The organism is Microcoleus sp. D3_18_C4, from assembly GCF_036702355.1.
Lineage (GTDB): Bacteria > Cyanobacteriota > Cyanobacteriia > Cyanobacteriales > Microcoleaceae > Microcoleus.
On sequence record NZ_JAUBTF010000068.1, the window covers coordinates 1 to 13,669 of the forward strand.

The 13,669-nt window shown below is 47.3% G+C and carries 12 protein-coding genes; 7 read left to right on the top strand and 5 right to left on the bottom strand.

Translation table 11 applies throughout. The features are described 5' to 3' along the window. Positions 1-231: 231 nt before the first annotated feature. Positions 232-1,530: a threonine synthase gene (gene thrC, locus QUA90_RS25340; RefSeq protein ID WP_333041631.1), complete on the bottom strand. Its 1,299-nt coding sequence runs from the start codon at positions 1,528-1,530 to the stop codon at positions 232-234. A 494-nt stretch (positions 1,531-2,024) separates the two neighbouring features. After that, the gene (locus QUA90_RS25345) at positions 2,025-2,285 is read right to left on the bottom strand and encodes a MoaD/ThiS family protein (protein ID WP_333041629.1); all 261 of its coding nucleotides are present in this window, start codon (positions 2,283-2,285) and stop codon (positions 2,025-2,027) included. Positions 2,286-2,779: 494 nt separating this feature from the next. Here QUA90_RS25345 and QUA90_RS25350 point away from each other — a divergent pair, with 494 nt between their 5' ends. After that, positions 2,780-3,067, top strand: a complete 288-nt coding sequence (locus QUA90_RS25350; protein ID WP_006632921.1) for a hypothetical protein — start codon at positions 2,780-2,782, stop codon at positions 3,065-3,067. A 543-nt stretch (positions 3,068-3,610) separates the two neighbouring features. On the opposite strand, the gene QUA90_RS25355 is transcribed toward QUA90_RS25350, so the two are convergent. Together QUA90_RS25355 and QUA90_RS25360 are read right to left on the bottom strand one after the other, a co-directional pair. Continuing rightward, the gene (locus QUA90_RS25355) at positions 3,611-4,987 is read right to left on the bottom strand and encodes a cytochrome P450 (protein ID WP_333448248.1); all 1,377 of its coding nucleotides are present in this window, start codon (positions 4,985-4,987) and stop codon (positions 3,611-3,613) included. A 138-nt stretch (positions 4,988-5,125) separates the two neighbouring features. Further along, entirely contained in the window at positions 5,126-5,731 is a 606-nt protein-coding gene (locus QUA90_RS25360) for a hypothetical protein (RefSeq protein ID WP_333169408.1), read from the bottom strand. A gap of 680 nt (positions 5,732-6,411) precedes the next feature. On the opposite strand from QUA90_RS25360, the gene QUA90_RS25365 reads away from it, so the two are divergent. From QUA90_RS25365 to QUA90_RS25390, 6 genes are all read left to right on the top strand, one after another. Further along, positions 6,412-7,023, top strand: coding sequence for a COP23 domain-containing protein (locus QUA90_RS25365; protein WP_333448249.1), 612 nt, complete (start codon positions 6,412-6,414; stop codon positions 7,021-7,023). A 10-nt stretch (positions 7,024-7,033) separates the two neighbouring features. Beyond that, positions 7,034-7,279, top strand: coding sequence for a hypothetical protein (locus QUA90_RS25370; RefSeq protein ID WP_333448250.1), 246 nt, complete (start codon positions 7,034-7,036; stop codon positions 7,277-7,279). A 9-nt stretch (positions 7,280-7,288) separates the two neighbouring features. Next, positions 7,289-7,645 (top strand): hypothetical protein, encoded by a 357-nt coding sequence (locus tag QUA90_RS25375; protein WP_333448251.1) that lies wholly within the window; start codon positions 7,289-7,291, stop codon positions 7,643-7,645. Then, a complete protein-coding gene (locus tag QUA90_RS25380) occupies positions 7,642-8,865 on the top strand; it encodes a COP23 domain-containing protein (protein WP_333169396.1) in 1,224 nt (407 codons plus the stop codon). The genes QUA90_RS25375 and QUA90_RS25380 overlap by 4 nt, the downstream gene beginning before the upstream one ends. A gap of 221 nt (positions 8,866-9,086) precedes the next feature. After that, on the top strand, positions 9,087-11,327 hold the full coding sequence (locus QUA90_RS25385; RefSeq protein WP_333448252.1) for a phosphoketolase: 2,241 nt from the start codon (positions 9,087-9,089) through the stop codon (positions 11,325-11,327). A 79-nt stretch (positions 11,328-11,406) separates the two neighbouring features. Continuing rightward, on the top strand, positions 11,407-12,006 hold the full coding sequence (locus QUA90_RS25390) for a Uma2 family endonuclease (protein ID WP_333448253.1): 600 nt from the start codon (positions 11,407-11,409) through the stop codon (positions 12,004-12,006). Positions 12,007-12,541: 535 nt separating this feature from the next. Here QUA90_RS25390 and QUA90_RS25395 read toward each other — a convergent pair. Further along, on the bottom strand, positions 12,542-13,414 hold the full coding sequence (locus QUA90_RS25395) for a class I SAM-dependent methyltransferase (protein ID WP_333389053.1): 873 nt from the start codon (positions 13,412-13,414) through the stop codon (positions 12,542-12,544). Positions 13,415-13,669: the final 255 nt, after the last annotated feature.

Below are 13,669 nucleotides of genomic sequence, written 5' to 3' on the forward strand. Positions count from 1 at the left end.
AGTAGTCAGTAGTCAGTAGTCAGTAGTCAGTAGTCAGTAGTCAGTAGTCAGTAGTCAGTAGTCAGTAGTCAGTAGTCCTTAGTCAGTAGTCCTTAGTCAGTAGTCAGCAGCTTAATAACTAATAACTAATGACTAATGACTGCTGACTATTAATCATTAGTCCTCAGTCAGTAGTCAACAGCTTAATAACTAATAACTAATGACTAATGACTGATGACTAATGACTATTTATTAAACCGAAACTTGTTGCCATTCTAAGCGTTCGAGGGTGCGGGCGCGTTCTAGGGCGCGTTCGAACGCTTCTAGTTTCGGTTCGAGGGTGATGGGTTCGCCGATGTAGCCTTGAACTGCTTCTTGCGTTTTCAAACCGTTACCGGTGATGTAAGCGACGGTGGTTTCATCGGGATTGATTTTACCTGCTTCTACAAGTTTCTTCAAGACTGCGATTGTCGTGCCACCGGCAGTTTCTGTGAAGATGCCTTCGGTTTCTGCTAGCAGTTTCATGCCTTCGATGATTTCGGTGTCGCTGACGGATTCAATGTTGCCGTTGGTTTTGCGGGCGATTTCCAAGGCGTACATACCGTCGGCTGGATTGCCGATTGCGATCGACTTAGCAATTGTATTCGGTTTCACCGGTTTGACGAAATCGCGACCTTCGCGGAATGCTTGGGCGATGGGGGAACAGCCGTCAGCTTGGGCACCGCTGAATCTGACTTTCTTTTCATCCACTAAACCGACTTCGATGAATTCATTAAAGCCTTTGTAAATCTTTGTGAACAAAGAGCCGGAGGCGAGGGGAGCGACGATGTGATCCGGCAATTGCCAGCCTAGCTGTTCGGCAACTTCGTAACCGAGGGTTTTTGAGCCTTCGGAATAGTAGGGACGCAAGTTGATATTGACAAATCCCCAGCCATGTGTATTGGCGACTTCGCAACACAGGCGGTTAACTTGGTCGTAGTTGCCGTGAACTGCCATGACAGTTGGATTGTAAATCAGAGTGCCGAGGACTTTGCCTGCTTCTAAGTCGGAGGGGATGAACACTACGCAGTCGAGTCCGGCGTGGGCGGCGATCGCAGCCGTAGAGTTAGCTAAATTGCCGGTGCTGGCACAGGATACCGTTGTGAAACCCAATTCTCTCGCTCTGCTGAGGGCGACTGACACCACTCTGTCTTTAAAGCTGAGAGTGGGCATATTGACGGCATCGTTTTTAATATAAAGATTTTTTAGACCGAGGCGGCGCGCCAAGCGGTGGGATTTTAATAGAGGAGTCATCCCAGTGCCGACATCGATGACGTTATCTGTAGCGACTGGTAAAAATGCGCGGTAGCGCCAGATCGAGTTGGGGCCGGCTTCGATGGTTTGGCGAGTGACGGTGCGGCGGATGGCGTCGTAGTCGTACTTGACTTCAAGCGGGCCAAAACAGCAATCGCAGACGTGCTTGGCTTGGAGTTCGTACTCTTCACCGCATTCTTTACATTTAAGGGCTGTGAAGGTTGCTGCTGTGGATTGGGTTCTGGTCGCCTGGGTCATAGCTCAACTCTCTAGTTTTGCGATGTTTTCTTAGTCTTGTGCAAGATTAACACGGTCAATTTACCCCGTCAACCATACCCGATTCTTTTAGTCGGGATTGATTTTTTAGTTACTTTTGAGTTAAACAGTGTTGTATTTAACTTTGATATTTGGGCGGGCGGGACGCCCACTCCACAAGGATTTGACTTGTTTTAAGGATCTGGCTGGGAATCCAGATTTTCAGGCCCGCACGCGAGCCCGATCGAGCTCAAGGATGATTTGGCGACAGAATTGTTACAAAACTTAATAAATCTTTTTTGGGATCACAATTGGGCAGTCGTGCGATCGAACACAACTACAAAACCTCGAATTTTTGATTAACTGAGATGTTGCACCATTCTCAAGAACAGGCAAGATGCCTGTTCCACAAAAAAATTCTTTGTGGAACAGGCATCTTGCCTGTTTATAAAAAGCTTATTGAGAATGGTGCAACATTTCAGATTAACCAACTTAGGCTACCCGCCACTGACGGGAGGGATGAGCACAACTTCGTCGCCGTCTTGGAGGATGGTGTCGGGGGAGACGAATTCTAGGTTGAGGCCGAAGCGGGTACGATCACGCCATTGTTCTAATTGAGGATATTGGGCGATCGAGTTTTCGAGCACTTGAGACACTGGGGTTTCGGGAGGAAGTTCTAATGTAAGTTCCGAAACGCCGTAGGCTTCACCGAAGGCGGCGAACAGTTTAACGGTGATGGTAATCGAAGAGTTAGACACGGCTGTTGAGTGCGATCGACGGTTTGGCAATTATCAACTCCACCATACAATTAATTAGGAATTAGGCGCGCCGAGGCTTAGAATTGAAAGCGGCAACCTCTAGTTAAGTTTTACCCCATCGGGTAAAGATGATAGTTGATTGCAGCAAAAAGTCTTAACAATATTGTATGCCGATCGCTCTCACCAACCAGGCGTTAGAAGCAGTTGGCATCCAGTTAGATGCAGCTAGCTAAGGTCTACTTAGCTGCTGTTGAGGCTAATGCGAAAATAATTTTTGAGGATGCGGTATAGATACTTTACGGTAATTGTGGGAGAGTACAAAAAGCTCGCACTACATTTTGCGGGCCACAACGCAGACAAAGCCTTGTCAACCCGCTTCTCCTGACAAAAAATCAGGTTATCAAGTGCGGCTGGGAATGTTCAAACCTTTACCCTGCTTAGCAAGCTAGCCTTTTTATCTAAGAACAATACTGAAGTTAACGCGATAGAGATATATGGCAAATAACGATTTTAAAGTGCTTCAAATTATTGAAGCTAAAGGCTGGTATGCCTTTGGGAGCACGAAGCAAAGCCAGCACGTTGAGAGATGGGTAAGGCCTGTCGTGTGTTGGGTTTTAATAGAAGATAAAAAAAAGCGACGGGTTGTGACAGCTACCGCTAGCTATCAGATCCAAATTGACGACAAAGAAGTCGAGTTTTTTGCCCACGAAAGCGAAATTCAAGATCTGGAGAGTCTCCCGAAGTCGGTCTCGGTATCGGAATTTCTGAAAACCGAAGATTGAGAGAAGGGCAGAAGGAGATAATTTAACAAGTTATTAATTATTCCTTAGTGATTCCTTAAACTTGCTGTCGGATTCTATTGGAATTAGAGGCAGAAGCTCTAGATTGGGGAGAGGGGGAGATGAGGACAGGGGGAGAATTTATATTTTTGCCTTGCCTTCTGCATCTTGTCCCCAATGCCTCAAGTAACCCAAAAAATAAAGAGGCCGGAAGATTGCTGGCAATGCCAACACGCTTCCGACCTTGCTGAATAACAGGGTATGCATATGTTTTTAAAGTATGGCAGGCAGGCTTTTGAGATATCAAGAGGACTATTGCAATCACCCACTTTTGCTTTCAGGCTGTGTTTGCAAGGCTCCTATTATTTTAGACTGAGAATTTGAAAATTGAGAGGGGGGAGGCTTACAGGTTAAGGATTCTAGCTATTTATCTGTAGCGGGTGCTACAAAAAATCGGGGCATTGGCGGACGATCGCACATTCTCGCTAAATTGTTTGCACTCAAAGCTGAAAGTTCGATCGATCGCCCGCTGTAACCGCTGCGACTTTAAACCCCAGTAGCGACAGGTTCAGGCTTCTGCTGCCGCATCCGCCGCCCCAGCAGGGCCATCCGCACGCCGCCGGCAGGCCCTAAAGTTACCCCCCGGCGTTTGGCCTGTACGGGCTTTTTCTCGGCCAATACGAGGTCGAAATCGCGCAAAATTGTTGCCAGCACGAGTTTCATCTCCAACTGCGCCAGCGCCAAGCCGATACAGCGGCGGCTGCCGCCTCCAAAGGGCAAATACTCGTAAGGCGAGAATTGCCTCTCCAAAAACCGTTCCGGTTTAAATTGCAGCGGTTCTGGATACAAATCCTCCCGTCTGTGGGTCAAATAAATCGAGGCGAAAACAACCGTGCCCGGTTCGAGTTGATGTCCCATCAGTTCCACGGGCGTGATCACTTCTCGCGGAAACGTCAGCATTCCCACCGGGTAAATTCGCAGCGTTTCCTGACAAACTGCACTCAGATAAGGCAAGCGGGAAATCTCCATCGGGTCGGGATTTTCCCCCAAACTGTCCAATTCTTGCAGCAGCTTTTGGCGCACCGACGGCAAACTGTGAATCCAGTAAAATGCCCAAGCTAGGGCAGTTGCTGTGGTTTCGTGGCCTGCAAACAGCAGCGTCATCAACTCGTCGCGCAATTCTTCATTGGTCATTGGTTGCCCGTTTTCGTCGCGCGCGGCCATCATTAAGCTGAGAATGTCGGTGCGGTTGGCATCAGGTTGCAGTCTGCGTTCTGCAATTTCGCCGTCCATCAGTTCGTTAATTTTCCGCTGCTGCTGTTTCATCCGTCCCCAAGGACTCCAAGGCCCCCAATCTTGCTGCATCCAGCCTAGAAACAGCATACTCGATCGCAAAGGAGAGCCGATCGTATCGATAATCGCAGCCAGCAGCGGGGACAGTTGCTGCAACCGTGGCCCGTCATCCAGACCGAAGACAGCCTGCAAGATTACCCGCATGGTGACTTCCTGCATCGCGCTGCGGGCCACAAAAGGTCGATCGACCAACCATTTGCTGGCAACATCTTGAGCGATATCGCAAATTAGTTGGCCGTAATTCCGCATCCGTTCCCCATGAAAAGGTGGCATTAATAATTGCCGATCGCGTTTGTGCTTTTCTCCAGAGATCACAATCATGGATTGTTCTCCCAGCAAGGGTTTAAGAATACCGTTGATCTCGCCTGGAGCGTCAAAAGCTTTGCTGTTGAACATTTCCTGGATGGCTTGCGGGTTGTGGATCATCACGAATGGTTTGAGCTTGCTCCATCGAGTCGTGAAAATCTCCCCGTACTTTTTGGCAGATAGATCCAGGTATGTCAGCGGATCGCCAATCCATTGAATTAGCTGCACGAAGCGGGGGCTTTTGGGGCCGTCAGGTAGTGTCATAGGAATTACCGGGTTTTTGGTCACAGGACTTAGCAGCATCAAAAAACCTCAAAGGGTTTGAAGGTTTATTCAATCCCTCCCAACCCTTGTTTTTAAGGGGAGAATTGCGTAAGTCCCATCTCCAATAATTTTAATAGCTTATTCTTTAACCGTGTTCAAAATATCCTCTCCAAGCTCTGTAAAACGTACAGTTTTGATTTGCCAAGGAGCATAACTGGTTAAAGTTTGGCGCACGCCCCCGAACAAACCTAACATTTGACAACTAGACAGATTTTGCAATTTTTGCCGCGAATTTCCGGAGGCTCGCAGATCCACGGTAGCTATTCCGAGGTCGCGATCGATCTTGAGGCGATAACCAGCCAAACCAAGACTATCGAAAATCTGCTGCTTTAACACTTCATTAACCGCCGATGACATTAACTGGTTGTCTGGACCTGTAACTGTTTCCGGCTTCAGAGTTTGACACAAATTATCTACCTTATAAACCGTAACGGTGGCAGTATTTTCTGAGAGGGCAGCACTACCTAAAACTGAGGCAACAGAGTTAGAAGGCTGCGTTAATTGACTCGATTGAGCCTCAATTTGATTTCCCGTTAGCTGTAGCTGTTGAAACTGATGGGCGCTTCGGGAGAGTTGGCTCTGGTTTTCGGTTGAGGTAGCTGCATCTGAGCTAGAACAACTGCTACCGCCCATCAAAATTAACCAAACGCCTAAATATCCTAACGGTTTGCAGATACGGTTCATAGTTTTTAATACTTTACTAAACGTCAGTGTATGGAGGGTAAATTTTGGTGGTAGAAAGCACTTAGACCCTGATTACACTCACTTAGAAGTATTTCCCGCAGTACGGAGATGAAAACAAGTTAAGAGTTCTTGTTAATACGTGGATTTTAGTGTTATATCAGGTAAGAGGGGTTTGACCCTTCAAGGGTGTAACCCAGCGGTTTACCTGTCTCAGCAGATCAAGCTGGCGACTCAGCTCGTAAGTGATATCAAATACCTTCTCAGTGGTGTGATGTACCGTTGCAACTCGATCCCTTCCAAGGTGTGAGGTGAAAAGCCTCTTTCCGGTTGGTAAAAGCCTGAGTTTCATTAGTAGTAATGAGGACAGAATTCAGATTGGCACGCGTATTTTAAGCTCGCCTTCGGCGCGGTTTGTGAACGGCGTCGAAAGCGCGGTTAGAAGGAATACGTAAGTCGCGAACAATATCAAAACTTACGCATCAAGAGCGAAGAAACCGGGTTTTTTAACCAGGCATAAGGGCTGCAGCGAAGTGTTTTCGTAAAAAAGCTGGTTTCTGGTCAAGTCGCGAATAATATTATTCCGAAGTCAGCGGATCTTTAATGAACAGGCGCGTCAAGAGGGTTATCTCAGCATTCGGTGATTTTTGTCCCGAATCCTCTAAATAAAGAGTGAAAATATCATGAAACAGCAATTATTGACAAAATTTTTGGCGGCAACTGCGATCGCCCTCAGCGGCCTGTCGGTTGCTTCTGGACCGAGTTACGGTAGGCGAGCACAGGGGGACAGTGGATTTTGGTGTAACACCTCGACCGGGGCGCCGGTGACGGTGTACAAAAACCCTAAAGGTGCCGTAGAGCCTTGGATTGAGTGGACTTCCGATTATTTCTCCGGTTCTGGCTACGATCCGGCAACTCGGTGCCAATTAGTGAGTCAACGCCTCGAAATCTATCGCCGCCAACGAATGCTTAAGTACATTACTGCAGGTCAGATGAACGGCCAGAACGTCATCTGCACGGCGAATCAAGTCAATGGGCGGTGTCAAAATTTGATTTATACCCTCAGACCCGGCCAAGACCCGATCGGCTCTTTGTATAATTTGTTGGCTTGGCGCCAAGGATATGTCGGGATGCCGTCTTTTGATGAAACCAGTAAAATTCCTTACATTGATGTCAGCGAAAAGCTAGGGGAAAACACTGCCGATGAGGCGCAACTGCCCCCTTTTCCGCACCGTTCGGACAGCCTTAAAGATTGGCAAATTTTCCTCCATCCCATCACCAATTCCCAGGATTGAGGTCGAAAAGTTGGCGCGTCAAACAGCGGTACGCATCCCGACGGGAATATCTTCTGGTTCTGGGACGATCGTCCGGCAGCAGGGCCAAACCTATACGGTGCTGACTAACTGGCGCGTTGTGGCGATCGGACTTGTCAACGACGACAGCCTCCTCCACCCACTGCTAAGAGTTCTGAGGCGGCTTGGCGATATCGATCGGGCGATCGTTCAGTTTCGCAGCGCGATCGAGTATAAAATAGCACCATTCACGATTTAACCCGGAGCGGTGTCTGAGCCAGTGTTGGCAGTCGGCTTTCCTGCGGCTGCTGAGGTTGGGGCTTTGGCGGTGACGCGGGCTTCGTTTCGGTGCTGCTACCCAAATCTTTGCCTCAAGGTTATATTGGGCTATACAAATGAGGTTAAAATCGGTATGAGTGGCGGCCCAATTTTTAATGCCAAAGGTTTCTTGATTGGGATTAACTGTAGGGGCAAGTATCGAGATCCAACTTTTGGCGTCTATGCTTTTGAAGATGGAAGTGAACCAACAGCGGAATTATTGGAAAAAATGGTTACATTCAGTTGGGTAATTCCGATTAGTATATATTTGCAGTTCGCCTCGTTTCATCTAGGGAGTTATCGATGAATGTGTGGAGTTTGCGGTTTGACGCGCTGACAATCATCTTGACAGGTGCATTAACAGTGACGGCGGTTGTCAGCCAACAATATGCTGCCTGTGCCAAAACAGCCGAAGAAATTGCCCAGCTAGCGACGTTGACAACTGTGGAAGTCAACAATACGCTGGGTTTTTTTGCTAGTGGATCGGGAGTAATTATTGCCAAACAGGGTAATATTTACACTGTTCTGACAGCTAATCATGTGGTGGCAAGCCTCGCTCAAAAATACAGCATTCGCACTCATTTGGAAAAGGATTATGCTGCGATTAGAATACAGCGCCTACCGAAAAATGACACGGATATAGACTTGGCTTTGATACAGTTTCAGAGCCGAGAACAGTATCCAGTAGCACCAATGGGCGAGTCAGAACGTGCTGTTGTGGGTTCTGCTATTTACGTTTCTGGCTATCCGCTGCCCATTTCGGGATTTGAACGAAAACTTGAGTTTACTGCTGGTATCATCTCTTCTCGCTTGGGCCGCGCCTCATCAGGGTATCGTCTGCGCTACCAAGCTGTAACCAGGCGCGGGATGAGCGGCGGGCCTGTATTTGATGCGGATGGCAGGGTGGTAGGAATTCACGGCCAGGGGGATACTGTTGGCACAATTAGGAGTCAGTGGAACGGTCAGATTGAGGAGATTAAAACGGGGTTGAATGCAGCAATCCCGATCGATGCTTTTAGGGAGTTGCTATCACAAAATAAGCGAAACAGCTTTGATATTCTCAGCAATCTTTCTCTCAGCAACGCCTTCGATAAAAACCAACCGAATCGGGGTTATGGAGGATTTGTGTGCGATACCTCGACCGGGGAACCAGTTACTGTGTATCAAAACCCACAAGGGTTTAGGGAGCCTTGGATTCGCTGGAATTCTAATTTCTTTTCTAGTTCGGGCTACGATCCTCTAACTCGCTGCCAACAAGTGACTCAGCGCCTTGAGAATTATAACCGCAATAAACAGCTAAATTATGTGACTGTGGGTATTGTAAATAACCAGAAAGCGATTTGCACGACTAGCCGTGTTAATGGGCCTTGCGAAGGTTTGATCTACACGCTGCGCCGCGATCAAGATCCGACTCCTGCACTTAGCAGTTTTTTTGTTTGGCTGGGGAATCAAAAGGCTGTGCCTTCTCTTTCTGAAAGCGGTACTGTGCTTTATATCGATGTCCGGGAACGGCTGGAACAATTTTAGATCTGGGATTTGATATTTGTGATGGATTAGTAATGGGTAAACACAGAACCGCGACTTTTTGCATAAGTCGGGGTTCTCAAACAACTACTTATTTATTAGCTTAAAAATTGAGATATTTTACTTATTTATCATTCACATAATAGAACTAATGATTTTTTGGAACACAGAAGCTATAAAATTACTCTTACATTAATCCAATTCAAATTTTTCCGGTATCAAGCATGACAGCAACTACCCCGCAGGCAACGTCAACAACGCCCGCTTTTTGCGAAGGCATTCAATATTTTTCTGAAACAGTCCCTGGTTTTGATACTTATGGGAAAGCACCTGCGATCGCCGAGGGGAGCAAGTCGATCGCCGATCCTGCCGATCCCGTCGCCGTCTTTCAAACGATGCTGGGAGCAGACGCGCTGCGCTACCTGACACTGCAAGTCACCGCCAGCAAGGCATCGGGACATCCAGGGGGTTTTGCTAGCCAAGCTGAGGCTTATGCCGCTTTGGTGATGCTGGGACACAAGAACATTGTCACCGAAGTCGGCCATCACGCCCCCGGCTTTTACAGTGCCATGTTTCTCGATCGATCTTTGGAGGATATGGGAATTTTCAACGTGCAGCAAGTGCGCGATAAATTCCGAGAAAAAGACGGTTTGTTAGGACATCTTTCCGGTTTCATTCCCGGCCTTTTAGCGCCTGCAGGCCCCCTCGGACAAGGGCAGCATTTCGCAATGGCTGGAGCGCTTTTGCACCGCGAAAAACTGTTTGCTTTCACAATGGGTGACGGCGGCATGGGCGAACCCTATCCGATGAGCAGCATGGCGCATTTCCACACTGCTTATCCCAGCGTTACTAACTTTTTGCCTGTGTTGGTTTGGAACGGATATTCTCAGGAACATCACAGCATGGTTTCGACTAAAACTAATGCTGAAATGATTGCTTATTGGCAAGGCAACGGTTTTGAAGAAGTTATCTTAGTTGATGCTAAGGAATTTGACGATAAAAATCAACCGGAAGATTATGTTGACAGCACTGCTTTTTCGCTCGAACAGCGGATGGCATTTACCAAAGCTGTTTTACAAGGAGTTGACAAAGCGGCAAAATCTGCTCTCGGCGGCAAATTAACTGCGTTTATTATCAAACAGTTGAAAGGTGCCGGCGTCCACGCGCGCGGAGCAAAATCTCACAACCTTTATCCGAAAGATACGCTGGATGCACCGCACATTATCAGTGCTTTAAAAGAGCGCGCTTTGACTGCGGCCGCTTGGGATCTGGTGCGGAAAAATTGCGAGCGTGCGGGCGGCGGGCCGGCGGCGAAAACAGTTGTTACTGAGTTTACATTGCCGCTGCCCGATCTAGGCGAATTGCCTTTAGAAGAATTTGCCGTTGGGGGAGAACCGAAGATTTCGACGACAGCAATGGGACGTTTGGTAGGGAAAGTTGGCGAGCGCGATCGTACTTTTCTTGTCACTAATGCTGACGGCAATGAAGCATCGGCAATTGCTAATATCAACCAAGCTCTCAAGATTATTCACCCGACGACAGATGACCTGTACAATCAATCGCCAAACGGTCAAGTTTATGAACCTTTGAGTGAAGATGCTTGCGCTGGTTTAGCCGTAGGTTTATCGCTATTTGGAGCGCGGAGTTTGTGGTGTTCCTACGAATCTTTTGCCATTAACGGTTTACCAATTTGGCAAACTGTAACCCAAGCAATGGCAGAATTGCGTCGTCCAACTCCCGCAACTGTCACCTTATTTACAGCGGGTGCATTGGAACAAGGCCGCAACGGTTGGACGCACCAGCGGCCGGAAATTGAGGCTTATTTTGCGGCGATGATGCGGAACGGAAATGTGTTTCCTTTGTTTCCACCGGATGCTAACAGCATTCAAGCTTGTTACGAGTGGGCTTTGACTGCTAAAAATAAGGGAGTTGTGATTACTGCGAGCAAGTCACCGCTGCCAATTCGCACTACTTTTGAACAGAGTCGCCAGGGTTTGCAAGACGGTGCAATAGTGCTGCACGAAGTCGATGCCCCGCAAGCTTCCCAGAATCAAGGGGGGAGCAAGAAAGTTGTGTTTGCAGTTGTCGGCGACATGACTTTAATGCCAGTGTTTGAAGCAGCGGCATTTTTGGAAACAGAAGGGATTGGAGTGCGGATTGTTTCTGTTGTGAATCCTCGGCGTTTGTATCGTGCTAGCGATGTTGCTTGGGATACTTGTTCGGAAGCTGACGGCGGCTTTTTGAGCGATGAGAAATTTGCCGAATTGTTTGGCGGAGATGCCTTAATTGGCGTGACAGGCGGTGCTTCTGGGATGTTAGAACCTGTGATGCTCCGCAGCAATTGCAAGCGGGATACTTTCGCTTGGAAGCGGGGGGAAACTACTGCTAGTGCTGGTCAGTTGATGGCGTTTAATGGGTTGACTGCTGAGGCGTTGACTAAAAGGGCGATCGAGCTAGTTCATTAAGTTAGAATGTGAGTGAATGCCCCTGCCTGGTTTGTGCTGGGTAGGGGCTAGTAATATTTAAAATAGGATTGTGATACCTATGACAGCAAAAATTTTAGAAGAAATAGGTACGCTTGCGGAACAGCGATTGATTCTCCCCGGTTATTATACTTGGGAGCAATTTGAGGATCTCGAATCTTTGATGGCCGACTCTCCGGGTTTACGGATAACTTATCTTGATGGGTGGATCGAGTTTATGACAGTGGGCGAAGCACATGAAAGCTTTAAAAAAGCGATCGCTATATTACTGGAAGCATACTTTTTTGAACTCGGAATTGAATTCTTTCCTGTAGGGAGTGCAACTCGCAGAAACCGGGCAAGAGATGTATCATTTGAACCAGACGAGTCTTATTATATAGGTTCCATAAAAGAGCATCCCGATTTAGCCGTGGAAGTAACGATTACTAGCGGTAGCACCAATAAACTAGCTAAATATCTGCGACTTCGCATTGCTGAAGTTTGGTTTTGGGAAAATAATCGGCTTGCTGTCTATCGGCTGCGCGAGGATGATTACGAGCAAGTTTCAAGAAGTGAGTTTTTGCCGGAATTGGATTTAGAATTGTTGGTACGCTGCGTGTTAATGCCTTCAAGGATTGAGGCAAGGACAGAGTTTCTTAATGGGGTTCGCCAAGTGGGTTGAATGCTGAGGAGTTTGTCAAAAGTGCGATCGCCTACGAGGGCTTCGCTAACGACTTGATTGGTTAAGCTAAAATGTGACAGACAACCATTGGCTCTCACAAACAACCTTTGGGCGATCGGCTCCAAGGATTTATTAGACTTGTAGGTGTAAAGTTACTAAGCTCAGAAATATGAAAATTTATAGGTTTTATATTAAATATTTTAGAATCGGAATTATTCCTCTCTCTTTTCTCGACCTCGGCGTTAATCTGCGTCAATCCATTGTCATCTGCGGTTAATACATTCTCTTTTTTTTACCGCAGATGAGGGCAGATAAACGCAGATAAACGCAGATAAATTATATCAATTCCGGTGGCAGCGTCCGTGATTTTTGGCTGTTGACTAGATTTTACGACCGACGATGCTAGCGGATATGATATGATTCTAGAGCTATACGTGCAGATTGAACCTAATGTTGAGGGAAGAATTTATTCTGAATTTTTTCTGGTTTACTGTTAGATAAGTTTGCTTTGTTAGCTGGTATTTGAGCAAGAGTGCTAGAGGTTGTGCTGCGACGGGACATCAATATTGTGTGAAATATCTGTCTTAATTTTATTGCTTTTTTCCCCGCAAGCCATTAACCAAAAACTCATCATCGATCGATCGCCCGCAGCGACAAACTCATCCCGCGAAACCAGATAGCTGGCTATTTCCGACTCTGAAATCAGCCCTTGTTTGACCATCTGCAAAATGGGCCCGGAGTCCAGCAAAGGTTCAAACGCTTCAATTCCCATTAAATCGCTGTGGCTGACAACCGCTTCTAAATCAACGCTACAAAACCCAGCTTCTTTGAGAATGCGGCACAGATTTCGCCCGATGCATAAATTGCCGCCCCGCGATGCCATTACCTGCTTGAATTTCTCCCTGACAATCTCGACTGACAAAGGTGGATTTGTCAGCCAAAACAAATCCGCGTCGCTATCAATAATCACCAGTTTGCCGCCCGGTTTCAAGATGCGGAATATTTCTCTAGCTGCGGCGACGGGCTCTGGGAGGTGAACGAACAGCAAACGGGCGATCGCAAAGTCAAACGTATTATCATCCAAACCAGTATCCGCAACCGATGCTTGGACGTGATTTACTCGATCGCCCCCTTTGTCCTGCAAATATGCTACTGCTTTTTCGTGCAGTACCGGGTCGATTTCTACCGCTGTCACCGAACTGTTTGGCAGCAATTCTAAGAGTTTTTCCGTGAAAAATCCCGGCCCGCTACCAGCTTCCAAAACATTCATCCCGTCGGCTAAACCGAACCAAGTTAAATTGCGCGCTTCCTTTTCCCAACTGAGGAGAACTTGACTTTTTAACCGCTGGATTTCTGCGTCAAGTTCCAGATTGTACGTGCTGGCTTGATACGAACCTTCTGCTGCCATAAAATCATTCTTTTTCCTGCTGCGACACCTAGATTATAATAGAACTGCGCTTTAGCGCAATTCTCGTTGCGGACATCCACAACCCCAGTTGGCGGACAGATGCAGGACGGGAGCCAGGTAATTCCTCTATTGTAAGAAGATGACCGAGACGATTTTAGATTTGGGATTTTGAATGAGAATTTCAGCGGTTTAAAGCCCCTAGTTTCAACTAGGTCACAAATCGAAAATCGTAAATTCCAAATCTAAAAGGGGTGG

Bases quoted from the DNA above. Each gene is read 5' to 3' on its own strand.
- QUA90_RS25380 (WP_333169396.1), top strand. From the start codon at position 7,642: ATGAATGTGTGGAGTTTGCGGTTTGACGCGCTGACAATCATCTTGACA.
- QUA90_RS25390 (WP_333448253.1), top strand. From the start codon at position 11,407: ATGACAGCAAAAATTTTAGAAGAAATAGGTACGCTTGCGGAACAGCGA.
- QUA90_RS25385 (WP_333448252.1), top strand. From the start codon at position 9,087: ATGACAGCAACTACCCCGCAGGCAACGTCAACAACGCCCGCTTTTTGC.
- QUA90_RS25350 (WP_006632921.1), top strand. From the start codon at position 2,780: ATGGCAAATAACGATTTTAAAGTGCTTCAAATTATTGAAGCTAAAGGC.
- QUA90_RS25360 (WP_333169408.1), bottom strand. From the start codon at position 5,731: ATGAACCGTATCTGCAAACCGTTAGGATATTTAGGCGTTTGGTTAATT.
- QUA90_RS25365 (WP_333448249.1), top strand. From the start codon at position 6,412: ATGAAACAGCAATTATTGACAAAATTTTTGGCGGCAACTGCGATCGCC.
- QUA90_RS25395 (WP_333389053.1), bottom strand. From the start codon at position 13,414: ATGGCAGCAGAAGGTTCGTATCAAGCCAGCACGTACAATCTGGAACTT.
- QUA90_RS25355 (WP_333448248.1), bottom strand. From the start codon at position 4,987: ATGACACTACCTGACGGCCCCAAAAGCCCCCGCTTCGTGCAGCTAATT.
- thrC (WP_333041631.1), bottom strand. From the start codon at position 1,530: ATGACCCAGGCGACCAGAACCCAATCCACAGCAGCAACCTTCACAGCC.